The 17,868-nt window shown below is 37.6% G+C and carries 18 protein-coding genes; 11 read left to right on the top strand and 7 right to left on the bottom strand.

Annotated features, from left to right (window positions below; translation table 11 throughout):
• Positions 1 to 3 precede the first annotated feature (3 nt).
• From ACQKNZ_RS00235 to ACQKNZ_RS00270, 8 genes are all read left to right on the top strand, one after another.
• On the top strand, positions 4 to 960 hold the full coding sequence (locus ACQKNZ_RS00235; protein WP_144538308.1) for an ABC transporter permease: 957 nt from the start codon (positions 4 to 6) through the stop codon (positions 958 to 960).
• A complete protein-coding gene (locus ACQKNZ_RS00240) occupies positions 947 to 1,903 on the top strand; it encodes an iron chelate uptake ABC transporter family permease subunit (RefSeq protein ID WP_144538309.1) in 957 nt (318 codons plus the stop codon). The genes ACQKNZ_RS00235 and ACQKNZ_RS00240 overlap by 14 nt, the downstream gene beginning before the upstream one ends.
• The gene (locus ACQKNZ_RS00245) at positions 1,900 to 2,664 is read left to right on the top strand and encodes an ABC transporter ATP-binding protein (protein WP_154311929.1); all 765 of its coding nucleotides are present in this window, start codon (positions 1,900 to 1,902) and stop codon (positions 2,662 to 2,664) included. Before ACQKNZ_RS00240 ends, ACQKNZ_RS00245 begins: the two co-directional genes overlap by 4 nt.
• Before the next feature lie 218 nt (positions 2,665 to 2,882).
• Positions 2,883 to 3,923, top strand: a complete 1,041-nt coding sequence (locus tag ACQKNZ_RS00250; RefSeq protein ID WP_151111742.1) for a siderophore ABC transporter substrate-binding protein — start codon at positions 2,883 to 2,885, stop codon at positions 3,921 to 3,923.
• Between the two features lie 264 nt (positions 3,924 to 4,187).
• Complete coding sequence (locus ACQKNZ_RS00255) at positions 4,188 to 5,846, top strand: hypothetical protein (RefSeq protein WP_427657398.1); 1,659 nt, start codon at positions 4,188 to 4,190, stop codon at positions 5,844 to 5,846.
• Between the two features lie 145 nt (positions 5,847 to 5,991).
• Positions 5,992 to 6,771: an alpha/beta hydrolase gene (locus ACQKNZ_RS00260; RefSeq protein WP_340863945.1), complete on the top strand. Its 780-nt coding sequence runs from the start codon at positions 5,992 to 5,994 to the stop codon at positions 6,769 to 6,771.
• Positions 6,772 to 6,918: 147 nt separating this feature from the next.
• Positions 6,919 to 7,650 carry an SDR family NAD(P)-dependent oxidoreductase gene (locus ACQKNZ_RS00265; RefSeq protein ID WP_191697312.1) on the top strand — a complete coding sequence of 244 codons (732 nt, stop codon included), beginning with the start codon at positions 6,919 to 6,921 and terminating at the stop codon, positions 7,648 to 7,650.
• Positions 7,651 to 7,723: 73 nt separating this feature from the next.
• Positions 7,724 to 8,545 carry a squalene/phytoene synthase family protein gene (locus ACQKNZ_RS00270; protein ID WP_225321611.1) on the top strand — a complete coding sequence of 274 codons (822 nt, stop codon included), beginning with the start codon at positions 7,724 to 7,726 and terminating at the stop codon, positions 8,543 to 8,545.
• A gap of 120 nt (positions 8,546 to 8,665) precedes the next feature.
• Here the strand turns inward: ACQKNZ_RS00270 and ACQKNZ_RS00275 are convergent, their stop codons facing one another.
• The 5 genes from ACQKNZ_RS00275 to ACQKNZ_RS00295 all read right to left on the bottom strand — a co-directional run bounded on the left by ACQKNZ_RS00275 (position 8,666) and on the right by ACQKNZ_RS00295 (position 12,701).
• The gene (locus ACQKNZ_RS00275; RefSeq protein ID WP_427657400.1) at positions 8,666 to 10,000 is read right to left on the bottom strand and encodes an NAD(P)-binding domain-containing protein; all 1,335 of its coding nucleotides are present in this window, start codon (positions 9,998 to 10,000) and stop codon (positions 8,666 to 8,668) included.
• 71 nt (positions 10,001 to 10,071) lie between these two features.
• On the bottom strand, positions 10,072 to 10,518 hold the full coding sequence (locus ACQKNZ_RS00280; protein WP_144538315.1) for a MarR family transcriptional regulator: 447 nt from the start codon (positions 10,516 to 10,518) through the stop codon (positions 10,072 to 10,074).
• Positions 10,519 to 10,610: 92 nt separating this feature from the next.
• The gene (gene arsC, locus ACQKNZ_RS00285) at positions 10,611 to 11,030 is read right to left on the bottom strand and encodes an arsenate reductase (thioredoxin) (protein ID WP_427657403.1); all 420 of its coding nucleotides are present in this window, start codon (positions 11,028 to 11,030) and stop codon (positions 10,611 to 10,613) included.
• Positions 11,031 to 11,051: 21 nt separating this feature from the next.
• On the bottom strand, positions 11,052 to 12,347 hold the full coding sequence (locus ACQKNZ_RS00290; RefSeq protein ID WP_427657405.1) for an arsenic transporter: 1,296 nt from the start codon (positions 12,345 to 12,347) through the stop codon (positions 11,052 to 11,054).
• 18 nt (positions 12,348 to 12,365) lie between these two features.
• Complete coding sequence (locus ACQKNZ_RS00295; protein WP_340862350.1) at positions 12,366 to 12,701, bottom strand: metalloregulator ArsR/SmtB family transcription factor; 336 nt, start codon at positions 12,699 to 12,701, stop codon at positions 12,366 to 12,368.
• A 140-nt stretch (positions 12,702 to 12,841) separates the two neighbouring features.
• Between ACQKNZ_RS00295 and ACQKNZ_RS00300 the strand changes: the two genes are divergently transcribed.
• Positions 12,842 to 13,267, top strand: a complete 426-nt coding sequence (locus tag ACQKNZ_RS00300; protein ID WP_144538319.1) for a GatB/YqeY domain-containing protein — start codon at positions 12,842 to 12,844, stop codon at positions 13,265 to 13,267.
• Positions 13,268 to 13,840: 573 nt separating this feature from the next.
• Here the strand turns inward: ACQKNZ_RS00300 and ACQKNZ_RS00305 are convergent.
• Positions 13,841 to 15,034, bottom strand: coding sequence for a class I SAM-dependent rRNA methyltransferase (locus tag ACQKNZ_RS00305; RefSeq protein WP_427657407.1), 1,194 nt, complete (start codon positions 15,032 to 15,034; stop codon positions 13,841 to 13,843).
• 305 nt (positions 15,035 to 15,339) lie between these two features.
• Between ACQKNZ_RS00305 and ACQKNZ_RS00310 the strand changes: the two genes are divergently transcribed.
• Both ACQKNZ_RS00310 and recQ read left to right on the top strand, forming a co-directional pair.
• A complete protein-coding gene (locus tag ACQKNZ_RS00310) occupies positions 15,340 to 15,585 on the top strand; it encodes a hypothetical protein (protein ID WP_144538321.1) in 246 nt (81 codons plus the stop codon).
• Positions 15,586 to 15,625: 40 nt separating this feature from the next.
• On the top strand, positions 15,626 to 17,392 hold the full coding sequence (recQ, locus tag ACQKNZ_RS00315) for a DNA helicase RecQ (protein ID WP_427657409.1): 1,767 nt from the start codon (positions 15,626 to 15,628) through the stop codon (positions 17,390 to 17,392).
• Here recQ and ACQKNZ_RS00320 read toward each other — a convergent pair.
• Positions 17,377 to 17,598 (bottom strand): DUF2187 family protein, encoded by a 222-nt coding sequence (locus tag ACQKNZ_RS00320; protein ID WP_144538323.1) that lies wholly within the window; start codon positions 17,596 to 17,598, stop codon positions 17,377 to 17,379. The genes recQ and ACQKNZ_RS00320 overlap by 16 nt on opposite strands.
• Positions 17,599 to 17,868: the final 270 nt, after the last annotated feature.

Raw genomic sequence — 17,868 nt, forward strand, 5'->3', positions numbered from 1 at the left:
CAAATGAGATTATGGATATTAGTAGTAGCAACTATTATCCTATCCTTTATTTCGCTATTTATAGGAGCCATTGATATTAAACCGAGTGATCTGCTTGATTGGGACTCCCAAAAGACCCAAATCTTTTTAATGAGTCGATTGCCACGCTTAATGGCAATTATATTAGCTGGTGCAGGAATGGGTATTGCGGGCTTAATTATGCAAAGCTTAAGCCGAAACAAATTCGTATCACCGACAACGGCTGGTACACTTGATGCAGCAAAACTAGGTGTTATAGTTTCGATGATATTCTTTACCAATATGTCTTATATGGGACAGATTTTCTTTAGTTTTACATTTGCTCTAATTGGAACTTTTATCTTTATGCAATTGCTTGAGCGTATTAAATTTAAGGATGTTATTTTCGTACCTTTAATCGGTATTATGTACGGTAATATCATTGGGGCCATCTCAACATTCTTAGGATATGAAGCAGATGTTTTACAAAACGTTGAATCATTCTTTTTAGGGAGCTTTACATTAGTTGTCTCTGGGCGCTATGAATTACTATACGTAGCTGTACCAGCGATTATTATTGCTTATATTTATGCAAATAAATTCACTGTAGCTGGTATGGGTGAGGATTTTGCAAAAAACTTAGGTCTAAGTTATCGTACAGTGTTAAATATAGGTCTTGTTATTGTAGCGATAATTTCTACAACGGTTGTTTTAACAGTAGGTATTATCCCATTCTTAGGTTTAATCGTTCCTAACCTTGTTTCTTTGTATCTGGGAGATAATTTACGCAAGACAATACCGCATACTATTTTCATGGGTGCTGCATTCTTACTCGCATGTGATATTATAAGCCGTTTAATTGTCCATCCATACGAAATTCCGGTAAATACAACAGTCGCCGTAATTGGCAGTGCGATCTTCTTAATTATGTTGTTTAGGGGGAAAGCATATGCGAAAAAATAGTACCAAGCTAATTATTTTAGCTGTTATTGCATTAATATTTATGGCGTTGTTTGCATTTTATAATATTCAGGGTGGTTTCAGTTATGCCTTTCCAAAGCGTTTAGAGCGTTTAGCTGCGATGGTTATTACTGGAACGGCAATTGCATATGCGACGGTTATATTCCAGACTGTAACACATAACCGTTTATTAACACCTTCAGTAATGGGTATTGACTCTATGTATCAAGTAGTGCAAACGGTAATATACTTTACAGCAGGTTCAGCTTCTGTTTTCGTCGTAAGCCGTTACTTAAACTTTAGTGTATCTATTATTGCGATGGTAATTTTCGCTTTAATCTTATATCGTTTTTTATTCCGAGCAGATAAATATCCAATTTTCCTTCTATTGTTAGCGGGTATGATTATTGGAACCTTGTTAGGAAGTCTAGTAACATTCATGCAAGTTATTATTGATCCTGTAGAGTATGAAAGTCTACAAGCTCGATTGTTTGCAAGCTTTATGAATGTGAAAACAGAATTGTTACTTATTGCAATAGTTATACTGGGGCTGGCATTTTTGTATGGTTCTCGATTGTTGAGAGATTTGAATGTTGTATCATTAGGTCGAGATAATGCCATCAATCTAGGTGTTAACTATGACAGAATCGTACTACAAGTTTTAATATTATCTTCTGTGTTAATAGCTACTTCAACAGCGTTAGTTGGACCTGTCACATTCTTAGGTTTAATTGTAGCGAATGTAGCGTATCAATATTTAGACACCTATAAACATTCTGTATTAATTGTTGGGGCGAGCTTGATTAGTATTATAGCGCTTGTCGGAGGACAATTTCTCGTGCAGCATATATTCCATTTGAATACAACCATTAGTGTAATAATTAACTTTGTCGGTGGGATTTACTTTATTTACTTATTACTAAAGGAAAGTAGGAAAGCAGAATGATTGAAATTAAAGAGCTTTCTAAAAGCTTTGGGAAAAAAACGGTCGTTGAAAATGTAACATTAAAAATTCAACCAAAGGCTATCACTTCTTTTATTGGCCCAAATGGTGCTGGTAAATCCACCTTGTTATCAATGGTGAGCCGACTATTAGATGCTGATACAGGGGAAGTATTTTTAGATCAAACGGACGTAAAGAAAATGAAGTCAGATACTTTTGCAAAGCGAGTAGCTATTTTAAAACAGGCAAACCACTTAAATATCCGTTTAACTGTTCGCGAGCTTGTTTCCTTTGGTCGCTATCCGTATTCCAAGGGGCGACTAAATGCAGAGGATGAAAAATTGGTCGACCAAGCACTGGAATATATGAACTTAACCGAAATGCAAGATAATTTTTTAGATGAGTTATCGGGTGGTCAAAAGCAGCGTGCATTTATTTCAATGGTTATTGCTCAGGATACAGAATATATTTTATTAGATGAGCCCTTAAATAATCTAGATATGAAACATTCTGTACAAATTATGAAAATTTTACGCAAGCTTGTAGATGATTTAGGGAAAACTGTAGTCATTGTATTACATGACATTAACTTTGCTTCTGTATACTCTGATCGCATCGTAGCATTAAAGGATGGCCGTCTTGTAAAGGATGGTCCAACGCATGAGATTATTAACTCGGAAGCTTTACGTGATGTATATGATATGGATATTCCTGTACAAGTGCAAGATGGTTGCCGTATTTGCGTATACTTCAATTCCCATTAATTTTCAGCAAAATGTTTTATCTCTAATAGGTAGAAGATTCAATATGCGTGCATGAGTCTAGTCACTTATGCACGTATTTAATGCGGTTTAAATGAGAATGAGAATTAATTACAAAAATGAGTTGACAAATTTTGTGCGTTTCATTTAAACTGATTACAGACGAATGAAAATGATAATCATTTTCAATTAAAGATAGTATTTCTAGGAGGAAGTAAAAGATGAAGAAATGGAAATTTTTAACTGCGTTAGCAGCTTTAACATTAATGCTGGGAGCATGTAACTCAGATGACGAATCATCAGCTGGAGAATCTACTGATAAAGAAACACCTGTTGCAGAAAATGAGGTTGCGGAAACTTCTGCATTCCCAATGACAGTATCTTCCTTAACTGCTTCACGTGAAGATGAAGAAAAAGGTACAACAATCACATTTGAAGATGTTACATTAGAAAAAATGCCTGAACGTATTATCACATTGGACTATGGTTTCTTAGATACACTTGATGCTTTAGGTGTGGAAGGTATCGTAGGAATCGCAGCTGGCGGTGGTAAAGGTAACATCCCTCCGCACTTAAAAGAAAAATATGTTGTTGACGGTGTTGCTGATGTTGGTACATTAAAACAAATTGACTTTGAAGCAGTAGCAGCTGCTGAACCAGATGTTATTTTTATCTCTGGTCGTCAATCTCCATTCTATGAAGAATTGAAAGAAATCACACCGAACGTAGTATTCATCGGTTCTGATAACCAAAACTATATTGATGCTGTAAATGAAACAGTTGACTTAGCAGCTCAAATCTTTGATAAAGAAACAGAAGCTAAAGAATTAAAAGCAGCGTTACAAGAGAAAGTAGATGCTGTGAAAGAAAAAGCAGCAGGTTATGAAAACGCATTAGTAGCAATGTACAACGATAAGAAAATCTCTGGTTTCGATAACGGGGCAGATTCTCGTTTTGCTTACGTATATAATGACTTTGGCTTTAAACCAGCGACTACTGATATTGAAGCTTCATCACACGGTTCTGATTTCTCTTACGAGTCAATCCTTTCTGTTGACCCAGAAGTATTACTAATTATTGATCGTACTGCTTCTGATGTAGAAACAATTAAAGCAGACATCGAAAATGATATTATCAAACAAACTCGTGCTTACAAAGAAGGCAAAATCGTATACCTAGACGGTGTTAACTGGTACTTCTCAAGCAACGGTGTAACAACAGAAACAGAGAAATTAGATGAAATCTTAAATGAATTAAAATAATTTTTTGAATCTCAACAAAAGGTACCCTATAAGATAGACACTTTGAAAAAAGGTCATCTTATAGGGTATTTTTGTTTTAAAGAAAATCCTATATGAGAAAAAATAGCTATGAAAATCGTATGAAGAACGTATAGAAACGGTAAAATGGCGGCAATTTATCAGCTCTTATGGCTACTTTCAAAAATCAATATAACGAAAAGCTTGAAACTATTTCTTCTTACGACCGTATAAAGAAGTATGAATAAAAGAAAGAAGGATGGATAAATGGCTTATGTATTTATTATTTCAGCCGTAGTCGCAATTGTTACTGCATTATTAGTAGTCCCACTCGGCGGCGATCGAAAAGATAAAGTTTCTTCAATTGCTTTACTAACAATCCTAACATTCGTTGTAGTTGCAATTATATACTATGTAACCAATTTGGATAGAAACTGGACTGCCTTATGGCCATGGCTAGTGATTATAACTTTTGCAGGAACATTTTTGGCAAGAGGCGTAGAACAAAAGGTAAAAGGAGTTCTTTTACTAGGTAGCTTAGCTCTAACGATTTATATGCTTTCAGCTCCAGTTTGGAATGCTGATAAAAAGTACGAAGTAGCGAAAATGGATGAACAAGTGGAAATCGAAGCATTCGATGAAACAAAGACACCAGCTAGTGTTCCTCCTAAGTTTGCTCGTAATAAAATGAAGAAGGCATTTGGGCAAGTGCCAAACACAAGCTATTATGAATTGGGTAATTTACAAATTCAAAAAGTAGATGGCAAGTACGTTTATATTGCACCCGTAGAATTTTCAGGATTCTTCAAGTGGTGGAATGGGGATGTTACTCCAGGGTATTTTACAATGAGTGCAACCGATTCGGCGGATAATCCGAAATTTGTAAAAGCAGACATGACTTATACACCATCATCATATCTTCATAAAAACTTGGAAAGACATATGCGTATGAAGCATCCGAATAAAATCTTTTATGGAGAAGCACAATTAGAAATTGATGAAGATGGTAAGCCATATTATATTCGATCATATGGTAAATTCATCACAGCTCGTAACGGTTTTGATGTAGAAGGTATTGTCGTTGTAGACCCTTCAACAGGCCAAACAGAATCGTTTGCGCTTGCAGATGTCCCAGAATTTATCGATGGTGCGGTGTCACCAGAGACGGTTAGCTTACAAAATAGCTATTACGGAAAATATGTACATGGGTTTATCAATAGCTTGATTGGTAAAAAGGACGTGAGGCTACCTTCAGATGAGGGAACAGAGGCAAACGTCAGCCCAATCTTCACTGAAAATGGAGAAATGTATTATTTTACAGACTTTACGAGTCCAAAAGAAGGTGTAGATTCTATGCTTGGCTATTCCTTGACGGACGGGCGAACAGGCAAAGCGACCTACTACACTGGAAACCTTGAGGATTCCTATATGGACTCGCAAGGGGCACTTCAAATTATTGAAAAGAAATTTATTGAAAAGAAATGGTCCGGTGAAATGCCAGTTCTGTATAATTTCTACGGAGAGGCAAGCTGGCTAACACCAGTACTGGATTCAAACGGATTCTTACAGAATTACTTTATCGTCTCAGCCGCTAACCCAGAAATATCGGTATATGGTAATACACCGAATGAGGCATTAAAACTCTATAAAACAGCAATTCAGCGTGGAGGAAGTACAGTAGATGGCAGTTCAAGCGCTGAGGAAAAATCAGTCTCTGGCACAGTAGTACGTGTATTTAAAGAACGTGTGGGAGACTTCACGCAAGTATCGTTCTTGCTAGACAATAAAATAAATTACATTGTCTCTTCAGAAATGGCGCCATTCGTTGTTTATATGGAAGTAGGCGACAAGGTACAGGTGAAGTACTTAGAAACTGGAGAGTTATTCTTGCCAGTGAAGGAAGTAACGATAGAAGGTATTGAATAACTGAATAGAGAGTGACTTACTCTTAATAGCTGCGCCCATTCTATGCCCTCCCAAGGCTAGAATGGGACTTTTTATGTCAAAAGTAACTCATGTCTAATGAGATGAATACGCTAATGAAAATCAATTGAACAATGGAGGAAGTAGTATAGGGTATTTTGTAAACGTAGAACCAGGTGTGAATTTATATGTGGAAGACATAAATCCTACCGGCTCAAAAACCATCTTGTTTGTTCATGGCTGGCCGTTAAGTCACAAGCAGTTTGAGTATCAGTTTGATGTGCTCCCACATATGGGGTATCGCTGTATAGGTCTGGATTGGAGAGGATTTGGCCAGTCTGATAAACCAATAGACGGGTACACGTATGATAGGCTGGCGGATGATATTCTAGCAATAGTGGATGCACTTCAATTAGATGATTTTGCACTAGTAGGTCATTCAACAGGAGGGGCAATAGCTATACGCTATATGTCTAGGCACAATGGAAAAGGTGTTACTCATCTTGTTTTAGTGGATTCTGCAGCACCAACAGGTTTTACAAAAGACACAGCTGACCATTTTTTACATTTAGCATTGAATGATCGACCTAAGATGATGCGAGAAGTAACGGATAGTTTCTTTTTTCAATATGCTACGGAGGAGTTTTGTGATTGGTTCTTTCACATGGGATTGCAAGCAGCTGGGTGGTCTACAGCAGCAGTCATCGAGTTACTTAGAGATGAAAATGTTCAACAGGATCTACGCCAAATAGTTTCACCAACGATTATTGTACATGGCATCCATGATAGGGTTATCCCTTTTTCTCAAGCTGAGGAAATTCATCAGCAAATTTCAAACTCACAATTGTTGCCGTTTTACTACAGTGGTCATGGTCCCTTCTGGGAGGAAAGAGAAAGGTTTAATAGCTTGTTAATGGACTTTATTTAATGAAAGCTTGCTGGTGATTCTGACTAGACCTAGAAAAATATTTTCGAGGTCTTTTTTTATTTTCTCCAAACTTGTACATAAACATAATTGAAAGTAGCTAAAAGGAAAGATATGCTAATAGTAATAGCAATTGAAGGGGGAAATGAAATGGATGTATTTATCGTAACGGGATCAACTAACGGTATTGGACAAGAGTTAGTAAAGCAATTACTAGACAACAATAAAGTGGTATATGGGATTGCTAGAGGAGAAAGTAAATTTGAGCATTCTAATTATCATCACTTCATATTAGATTTAGCTAAAACTGAAAAAATAGCGGAAACTATGGAAGAGTTGATGAATGAAGTCATAGAGGGTGCAACGACTATAACACTTATCAATAACGCAGGAACAATTGAACCTATCGGGACAGCGGGAGATATAGATAACAATTTAGTGGCAAAAAGTATTGCAGTAAACTTAACTGCGCCTATGATTTTGACGGGAACATTTATAAAGATGACAGAACAAAAAGAAATTCCAAAGAAGGTTATGCAAATCTCTTCTGGCGCGGGCCGTAAGGGATATGAGGGGTGGAGCAGCTATTGTGCTGGGAAGGCTGGTCTAGATCGATTTACTGAAGCAGTTCAGCTGGAGGAGGCAAGCAAATCTAATGGAGTGAAATTGGTTTCGATTGCTCCAGGAATTATTGATACAAATATGCAAGGTAGAATTCGGGAATCCACGGAAAGTGAGTTTCCATTAGTAGATCGTTTCAAGGAATATAAGAATACCGGTCAGTTAAGTAGTGCGGAGGAAGTTGCTTCCAAACTAATTAGATTTGTGGAAAGCGAACAATATTATACAAGCGAAGTTGTAACAGATTTACGACAACTGTAAGGAGTCGTTTTATCTTTTTGTGAAAATCCGATACAATAGAGGATAGAGTAGATTGTGAAATGGAGGCCTAGTTGTGCGTGAAGTAGCAACATTACAAAAAGAAGCAATGGATATGCTGAAGAAAACAAGCAGAACCTTTTATATACCAATTACTTTTTTAGAACCTACTCTAAAAAAGGCGGTTGCCTCTGCGTATCTCTGTATGCGTGCAATTGACGAGATTGAAGACCATGAAACATTAGATTCACAAGCAAAACAGCGTTTACTATTAGAAACTAGCAAAATGCTGGTAAATGATTTTGATAAAAAAGAATATGAAATGCTTGTAGCTCCATATCAAGAAACTCTGCCAGCAGTTTCCTTAAGACTGGGAGATTGGCTTGAAATTTGTCCGAAAGATCTAGTAGAGACTGTTAAGACCTATACTGCTGAAATGGCAGAAGGAATGGCAAAGTGGACAAAGAAGGAATGGCAAGTAAAAACAAAAGAAGACTTGGACGAGTATACGTACTATGTAGCTGGGCTTGTTGGTGTAATGCTTTCTGACCTATGGAAATGGAATGCTGACATTGAAACAGACCGTGATTTAGCAATTGCTTATGGTCGAGGCCTACAGGCGGTAAATATTTTACGTAATAAGGAAGAGGATAGTGAGCGCGGGGTTCAGTTTTTCCCAGAAGGATGGACACGAGCAGATATGTTTGAATATGCTGAGGGCAACCTAGCTAAAGCGGATGAATATATTAAAAGCATTAATCGCAAAAGCATCCTATTATTCTGCAAGCTACCTCTTGCATTAGCTCATAAAACATTAAAAGCACTAAAGAATGGACAAGAAAAAATGTCTCGTTCGGAAGTTGAAGAAACCGTTGTAGAAGTACAAGCGGAAGTTTAAATATACGTAAAATCCCGAGACATAAGTTCTCGGGATTTTTTTAAAGAGATATATTTTTGTGAAGTTTAGTATAGCTTCTTGATTCTATATTAGAAAAACTATAGAGCCTACACGCTTTTCCTAGCAACAAGTAGATGCTGGGTCATTCAAATTCACACTACAAACACCGGTTTCTGGCAAATCTAACTCAACATTTTTGGCAGAAACCAAATCTCCCGTCAGATATGCTACGATAGAGCGCACTTGCTCATATCCTGTAGCCATTAGAAATGTAGGTGCTCGACCATAGCTTTTCATACCAACAATGTAATATCCCTTTTCAGGCTGTCGTAATTCTTCTTCTCCATGAGGACGAACTGTTCCACAGCTATGAAGATTAGGGTCGATTAACGGAGCCAGAGCCTCTACGCTCTCGGTAGCAGTATCAATGCTTAATCGAATCTCTCTTGTCATGGAAAGGTCTGGACGACTACCTGTATTAGCAATTATTTCATCGACAGGTGGGAGAACCATCTCTTTGCTCGCGAATTCTCCACCAATCTCAATACCTTTCTCTGTCTTGATAAGCTGGTGGATGTGGAATGGTGTAAATACTTGAATCTTGCCTGAATCGATTAACTGGTGAATTTTACTTCCTAATTCCCCTCGAGCTGCAAGTGCGTCCTTTTCCTCTCCTCCATATGCAGATTCTACATTTTTCTTTCTCATAATCCATGTGATTTTCACATCCTCTTTTAACTGAGCGAGCTCTAGAATTGTATTGATAGCCGAATGACCACCACCAACAACCGCTACTCGTTTTCCTTTGTATTTTTGTAAAGCTGATCCAAGAATATGAGGAATTCCATAATATATATGATCTTTTAAATCTTTTTCCGTATTAGTCCATATATTGTCTGCATTAATGGGATTTGGATTGGACCAAGTTCCAGTTGCATCAATAACAGCTCTCGCTTCGATTCTATTCGATAGTCCGCCTTGCTTCGTGTAAAGTATGAAGGGGGCATCTGATCGATTAGCAGTCTTCATTTTATCTAATCCCTTTTTGCTAATAGATAATACTCTCGTATTAAGGAAAAGATAGCTCTTTATTTCTGGGAGACTAGCTAAAGGCTCTAAATAATTGCTAACCAGTTCTTGACCTAGAGGAAGTTCCTCAGGATTTGGAGCAATCCACCCCTGTTTCTCCAACAATTTCTTCGCAACTTTATCCACGTTATATTGCCATGGGGAAAATAAACGAACATGCCCCCAAGAAGTAATATGGTGGCCAACATTTTGACCTGACTCAAGAATTATGAAACGTTCTCCTGCATTTACCAAATGAGCAGCAGCAGCTAAACCAATTGGTCCAGCACCAATAATGGCAATAGGTAAATCTTTGCTCGGTTCAACTTTTTCAGAAGGAGAACAACAGCATCCAGTGCTAATAGGCTTTAATTGTATTTGATTCATTTAAATAACCTCCAATATATTATTTGTAAATTGCAAGTAATTACTATTTTTTTAAGCAAGCTTTCACTTGCTTAAAGTAGTGGGGTACAACAAACAGTTGATTTGGCCATCGCCTGATTCAATAATTGAATCGAGCGTATGACAGTTTCTTTTTCAAAATCATTCATATGGGAAAATACTTCTTCTAAATAGTCATTCATCGATTGGTCTATAGTTGTAGCGACGAACTTGCCTTGAGTTGTTAAAGAAAGTAGAAAAACTCTTTTGTCCGTATGTGATGGTGTTTTCTTTACTAATTCCATCTTAACTAATGTTTGAATTTGTCTACTAAAGGTGGTGATATCTACTGCAAGAGCTTCAGCAATTTGTTGCATGGACCTTTCTGGCTGTTTATCGATTTCATAGAGAATATGGCTTTGTATGGTGGAAACGTCCACAGCCCCTATTGTACAGCAATTTTTATTTAATAATCCAAATCTACGTGTAAGTATTTGAAAAAGCTCTCGTTTATTATCCATGTGTTTCACCTCTGAATATAGCATATGCTAGTTATTTGTAAGATGCAAATATTTTCTGTATAACTCCGAGCTTTTTATGATCGAAGTTATATTTACTTTCCGTATTCGCTAAAGTGCTTAATTCTTTCTCCAATTTCATCACGAATTCGCTGGAAGGTGCTCCATTTTTGTGCTTCAGAGCCATCTGCTTTGGCAGGATCATCAAACCCCCAATGCACTCTCTTTACGTGAGGAGGTGTGACGGGGCATTTATCTGCAGCATCTCCACATAGAGTGACAACTAGTTCTGCTTGATGAAGTGTTTCCTCATCAATAATATCCGAAGTGTGGTTAGAAATATCAATGCCAGCCTCTTTCATGGCTTTTATAGCGTTGGGATTAAGACCATGAGCTTCAATTCCAGCGCTTTTTACTGTCCAGTCTTTGCTTAAATAGTGTTTAGCCCAGCCCTCTGCCATTTGACTTCTACAGGAATTACCCGTACACAAAAAGTAAATTATTTTGTTGGTCATATTAGATCTACTCCTTTAGTTTTAGTAGGCTATTAAGGACAAATATAATCCTAAGAGTGTAATGAATAATATAGGAATTGTTAAGATAAGACCTGTTTTAAAATATACTCCCCAAGAAATCTTAACGCCTTTTTGTGAAAGAACATGAAGCCAAACAAGGGTTGCGAGTGATCCGATAGGTGTAATTTTAGGACCTAAGTCGGAACCTATTACATTGGCATATATAAGTGCCTCCCTAATCGTGCCCGTAGTATTCGTCTCGGCTATAGCTAAGGCATCGACCATTACAGTAGGCATATTGTTCATGATTGATGATAAGAATGCAGCAATGAAGCCCATAGACATCGTTGCAGTAAATAATCCGTGTTCTGCTGCGCCCTCAATAATCTTTGCCAAAGCATGTGTCAAACCAGCATTTCCAAGGCCATAAACGACTACATACATACCAATAGAGAAAAAGACAATATTCCAGGGTGCTCCTTTTACTACAGCTCGAGTATCCACAACCGTACTTTTTCTTGCCATAACAATAAAAAATATTGCAACCAAACCTGCTACAAATGAAACTGGAAGTCCTATAAATTCGCTTGTAAAGTAACCAACTAATAAAATAGAAAGCACAAACCAGGATAGACGAAACATTTTCTTATCTTTTATAGCTTCTTTAGGCTCTTTTAACTTCGTTAAATCATACGTTCTTGGAATACTTTTTCTAAAATAAAACAACAATACAAGGATAGTTGCAGCTAAAGAAAATATATTCGGTAGAATCATTCGAGAAGCGTATTCTATAAAACCAATGCCAAAGAAATCAGCAGAAACAATGTTTACCAGATTACTAACGACAAACGGTAAAGAAGTCGTATCTGCTATAAAACCACTTGCCATGATAAAGGGGAATATCATTTTCTCCGAAAAATTCAAATTACGAACCATTGCCAATACAATTGGCGTAAGGATTAGAGCAGCTCCATCATTAGCAAAGAAAGCTGCTACTATTGCACCTAGGAGACTGACATAGACAAACATTTTAATACCGTTGCTTTTTGCTGCTCTAGCCATATGAAGAGCAGCCCATTCAAAAAGTCCAATCTCATCCAAGATTAAAGATATAAGGATAATGGCAATAAAGGAAAGGGTCGCATTCCAGGTGATATCTATAACTTCTAGGACATCATTAAATCCGACGACCCCAACTAACAATGCCACAATTGCTCCTGCGCAGGCAGACCAACCAATATTCAAGCCCCTCGGCTGCCAAATGACAAAGATAAGTGTGACGATAAAAATAATCGTTGCTAAAATAAGTGGTGACAATCTATAAACCTCCAATAATTACTTGCATGAAATACGTCGTCCTTGTTCCTCTAGCTGCTTCAGGTTAAAGTCTTGATTCGGCAGATGTGCAAGAATGCTCTTCACAAGCGAAAAGAGTTCATTATCTCTATTTAGTGAATAGATAATCCATTGGCCCCGTCTAGACTCTCGAACTAACTCGGCATCCCTTAATTTTTTTATGTGCTGACTAATGGCAGGCTGGCTAGTTTTGAATATCTCCACAAATTCACAAACACAATAATCTTGAGATTCAAGCATCTTAATCATGCTGAGTCGTGTTTTATCACCCAACAGCTTGAATATATTCGCTGCTCGTTCTATTTCCTGTGTCATATGATATTTCTCCTTTTGTATATAAGTAATCGCTTATATAATACTTTGCTTATATATTAAATGCAACTAAATTTTACAGCAGAAGAAGAGGTGGACTATAATAAAATAAATGAGATGTAAAGTAGAAGGGAAGTATTAAAATGTTAAAAACAGCAGTATTTGATCAATTGAAACAAGCGATGCGTGATAAAGATGTGCTTTCTAAGGGAGTATTAACCCTTTTAAAGGCAGCTCTAGATAAAGCAGAAAAAGAAAAAGGATCCTCTTTAACTCCAGAAGAGGAAGTAGCGGTAGTAAACCGTGAAGTAAAACAAACAAACCAAGCATTGGATGGCGCAAAAGATGCAGGACGTGAAGATTTAATCGAAAAAGAGGAAGCAAAGCTGGTATTACTCAAGAGCTTCTTGCCTAAACAATTAAGTGAGGAAGAAATTGCTGCAGCTCTAACAGAAGCTGGAGTTACTAAGGGAATGAACATGGGAGATGCAATGAAAATTGCTAAACCATTACTAGCAGGAAAAGCAGATGGCGCTACAACATCTAAAGTGGTAAAGAGCTTAATCTAAAAAAAGGGATGGCCGTGACTTGAATCACGACCATCCCTTTTATATTTGCTTGGAGCGCCAAATAAAGTAGCTTATCGAGCGCATTGTAAACCTTGCGGGAAATGGGTTAAACCTTGCACAAATGGTCCAAAACCTTGCGGAAAAGGGTTAGAACCTTGCACAAATTTACTTAACCCTTGCAGAGAACACCCTGAACCTTGCAGTAATGATAAAACATTGCCCCTTTACTTACTTGTCCGGTTCAGCGCAACCAAGGATATTTGCATCGAATGAAGAAATGCCTCCATTTGCTTGTCGGGGCAGAAACAGCCGCTTACACTTTTCTTATTGTCCAGTTCCATCGACTTGCCCCTCGAGGTCAAATGAGGAACTACTGCGGTGGCTGAGGAGCTGCCTCCTCGTATTTCCGCATTTGCTTGTCGGTGCAGAACAGCCGCTTACCCTTTTCTTATTGTCCAGTTTCAGCGGCTTGCCCCTCGAGGTCAAATGAGGAACTACTGCGGTGGCTGAGGAGCTGCCTCCTCGCATTTCCTCATTTGCTTGTCGGGGCAGAAACAGCCGCTTACACTTTTCTTATATAGCTCGTATGAAAAGTACTTTTAAATAGTTACCCTCTTTAAAAAGTGGGGAAGTACGGAAATCATTTGGTAAAGAGAATTCTTCCTCAATTACGTACTTTTGACTGCTTTCTTTAAAAGCTTTTTCTACAAAGCTTTTAAATTTTTTCATTCCAAAGGTTGCATTGTTCGTGGAGGCAACTATTACACCATTTTTTTCAGTAATAGCAATTGCATCCTTCAATAATTTTGTATAATCTTTGGCAGAGCTGAATGTATACTTTTTCGAACGTGCAAAGCTAGGGGGATCTAAAATGACCATATCAAAGGATAGCTCCTTGCGCTTCGCGTACTTGAAATAATCAAAGACATCCATGACGATGATATCCTGCTTCTCAACGTCAATTCCATTTACCTCAAATTGCTCAGTTGTTTTGCTCAAACTACGCTTAGCTAAATCGACGCTAGTAGTTTTCTTAGCACCACCAGCTGCAGCAAAAACAGAAAATGCACCAGTATAAGAGAATGTATTAAGAACATTTTTTCCTTTGGCATACTCATCACGAATTTTTTTTCGGACTTCCCTTTGATCTAGAAAGACTCCGACCATCGCACCGTCGTTCAAGTATATTGCAAAATTTTCCCCATTTTCTTTTACTAGGAGAGGGAATTCTCCTCGATTGCCTTTGACAAAATCGTCGTCCTCTAAATATTGTCCCTTAGTATCAAATCGTTTCTTTTCATAAATTCCTTTGTAGGAAGGGACAGCAGATTCCAATGCTTCTAAAATTAGCTCCTTAAACGCAAAAATCCCCTGGCTGTACCAGCTGATTAAATAAAAACCATCAAAATAATCAATAGTTAAACCGCCGATTCCATCTCCTTCCCCATTAAAGATGCGGAAAGCAGTTGTATCATCGCTATTAAAATAATCATCCCGATGCTTCAAAGCATTGGTGATTTTCTTTAGGAAGAAGTCAGTATCAATTGCTTCGGCTTCATTTTTGGTAAGTAACCAGCCAATCCCTTTATTTTGCTTTCCGACGTAGCCTTTCCCGATAAATTTTCCACCGGGATTACGCAGCTTTAAGATTGTGCCCTCTACTAGCGAATCTATTTCATGAAAGCCATCCTTCAATAAAACAGGGACGCCCTTCTGTAAATCATTTGCTAACAACTCTTTTACTTTTATATCTATTTCATTTCTCATCAAATTCATCCTTAAAATGTGTTTTCTCTATTATCACATAAGAAACTAGATTTAAAAAGGAATGGGGTATTTGGTGTGGAGCTTAAGGAGTTTATGGAGAAGAAGACGATAAGTGCTTATACGAGACAATGAATGAGTTGTAGGAGAGCTTGTCGAGTAGGTACAAAATACGTGGCATATCTTATATAACTTTAATTGGCTCATTTCAAGAAGATAACAAACTCATTCCATATTTCACCCATGTACTCACATTCTCCCTATGATTTTATGGTATACTAAACTATATGTCGGAAAGGAAGTTCGCTTTGAAAAAATCAAAAGTTATCATACCGATCATGGTAATTGTGGCTGTATTGGCATCGATTATTTTATCTCAAGAAGAATATAATGAAGTGACTATTATAAATAAGATCCTTATCGCACTTGGTGCAGCTATTGTGTCCTCTCTCTTAGGGTATATCCTCTTAAAACCAGACATCGACAAAGTTGATCCAAAACCCCAAACAAATCAAACTAATACAGGGAATAAAAAGAAGGGAAGCGGAAAATAATCTGTTTCCCTTTTTACTTCACTAGATAGGAGCGACCAGCATGCTAGAAAATGCAACACAACTACTACAGGAATATTATGGGTATGACTCTTTTCGAGAAGGACAAGAGACTATTATAAACTATGTAATGGATGGCAAGTCGAGCCTATGCGTAATGCCAACAGGAGGCGGAAAGTCTCTTTGCTATCAAATTCCGTCCCTATTATTAGATGGTACAACGATAGTAATCTCTCCTCTAATCTCTCTGATGAAGGATCAGGTCGACACATTGTTGCAGGCTGGGATACCAGCAACTTTTATCAATAGTACATTGACGGCAGAAGAAGTCAGAGAAACGATGGAAGAGGTTTTGAATGGCCAATATAGAATGCTATATATTGCACCAGAGCGTTTGGAGTCTCAAAGTTTTTTAAACCAATTAAAAAAAGTGAAGGTGCCATTAATAGCAGTTGATGAGGCTCACTGTATCTCGCAATGGGGACATGATTTTCGACCTAGCTACCGTGCTATCCATCGGTTAAAGGACGTATTTACAGACCCCCCTGTTGTACTAGCACTAACAGCGACAGCAACACCAGCTGTACGAGACGACATTTGTCGTTTACTACAAATTAATGACGGCAATACGGTTATCACTGGATTTGCTCGTTCCAATCTTTCGTTCTCTGTTGTACTTGGACAAGACAAGAATAAATTTCTGAAGGATTTCATTAAAAAGAATGCGCACGAAGTTGGTATTATTTATGCAGCAACAAGAAAAACCGTAGATTTGCTGTATGATTTATTAAACAAGTCAGGGGTACAAGCAGCTAAATACCATGCTGGATTGCCTGAGGCATTTAGAAATAAGGAGCAGGAGCGATTTCTAACAGACGAGGCACAAGTTATGGTGGCTACAAATGCTTTTGGAATGGGAATTGACAAGTCCAATGTCAGATACGTCATTCACTATCAGCTCCCAAAAAACATGGAAAGTTATTACCAAGAGGCTGGAAGAGCTGGGCGTGATGGGCTCGCAAGTGAATGTGTCGTGTTATATGCATCTCAAGATGTACAAACTCAACGATTCTTAATAGATCAGGCTTTGGACCGTGAACGAATTCCACAAGAGCTAGAAAAGCTACAAGGAATGGTAGACTACTGTCATACAGAAAGTTGCTTACAGCAGTACATTGTCCAATATTTCGGTGAGCCAAATGGAGAACCTTGTGGTCAATGTGGAAATTGTACGGATTCCAGAGAAGTGCAGGATGTAACAAAGGAAGTACAGATGGTTCTATCTTGTGTGGTAAGGATGGGACAAAAATTTGGTAAGACGATTATCGCTCAGGTATTAACTGGTTCTCAAAACAAAAAAGTGGTAGATTTTGGGTTTGCTAAGCTATCTACTTATGGGATTTTAAAGAATAAATCCTCTAAAGAAGTTTTAGGGCTTATGGAGTTTATGATTGCGGAAGGATTACTATTAGTAAAGCAGGGTAGTATGCCGACAATTTATATATCAGATGCAGGAAAAGATGTGTTGTTAGGAAAGAGAAAGATAACTCGTAAGGGAGTGGCGGTCACAAAGCAAATCGCTAAGAATGACCCATTATTTGAAGGTTTAAGGGTACTTCGGAAAAAAATTGCGGACGAAGCTGGTGTTCCACCGTTTGTTATATTTTCTGATAAAACATTACAAGACATGTGTGTAAAGCGTCCGCAAACCGAAGATGAATTATTAGATGTACATGGAGTAGGTGCTAATAAGCGAGACAAATATGGTCAAGCTTTTCTGGAAGAAATACTTCGTTATAGCACCGTATAATTTTTATGAGATACTACTGTAAGGTTGGAAGGAACATTAATTTTCTTCGCATCCTCCATAGATATTTCGACAATAACAGATTGCTCTAAAATTTTAAAAATAGTACCTTGTACTTCAACATCATTACGTGTAAAAGAGATCTTCTCATCAATTTTCCGTGCTGCCACGAAAGGTGAAACGTCCTTAGGTTGTCGTTGGAAACTCATGTATCTGCCTCTTTTCAATTATTTTCACTCACAGAGCGATATGGTAATTATACCACAGTTCTATGATGAAAATTGTAGATTAAGATTATTAAAAAGAGTTTCCTTGCGAAAGCTGTCGAACTCACTTTAGAATTTAAGGAGAAGTTTTGGGGAAGTATTAGAAATATAACCTATTTAGATATAACGTATAGATCCAAGGGTTTGAGAATAACGAATTTGTTCATGATAGAGATAGATGGCAAGATAAAAAAGATTTCATATAGAGGAGAT

Origin of the sequence: Psychrobacillus sp. NPDC093200 (genome assembly GCF_050280345.1) — a bacterium.
Lineage (GTDB): Bacteria > Bacillota > Bacilli > Bacillales_A > Planococcaceae > Psychrobacillus > Psychrobacillus faecigallinarum.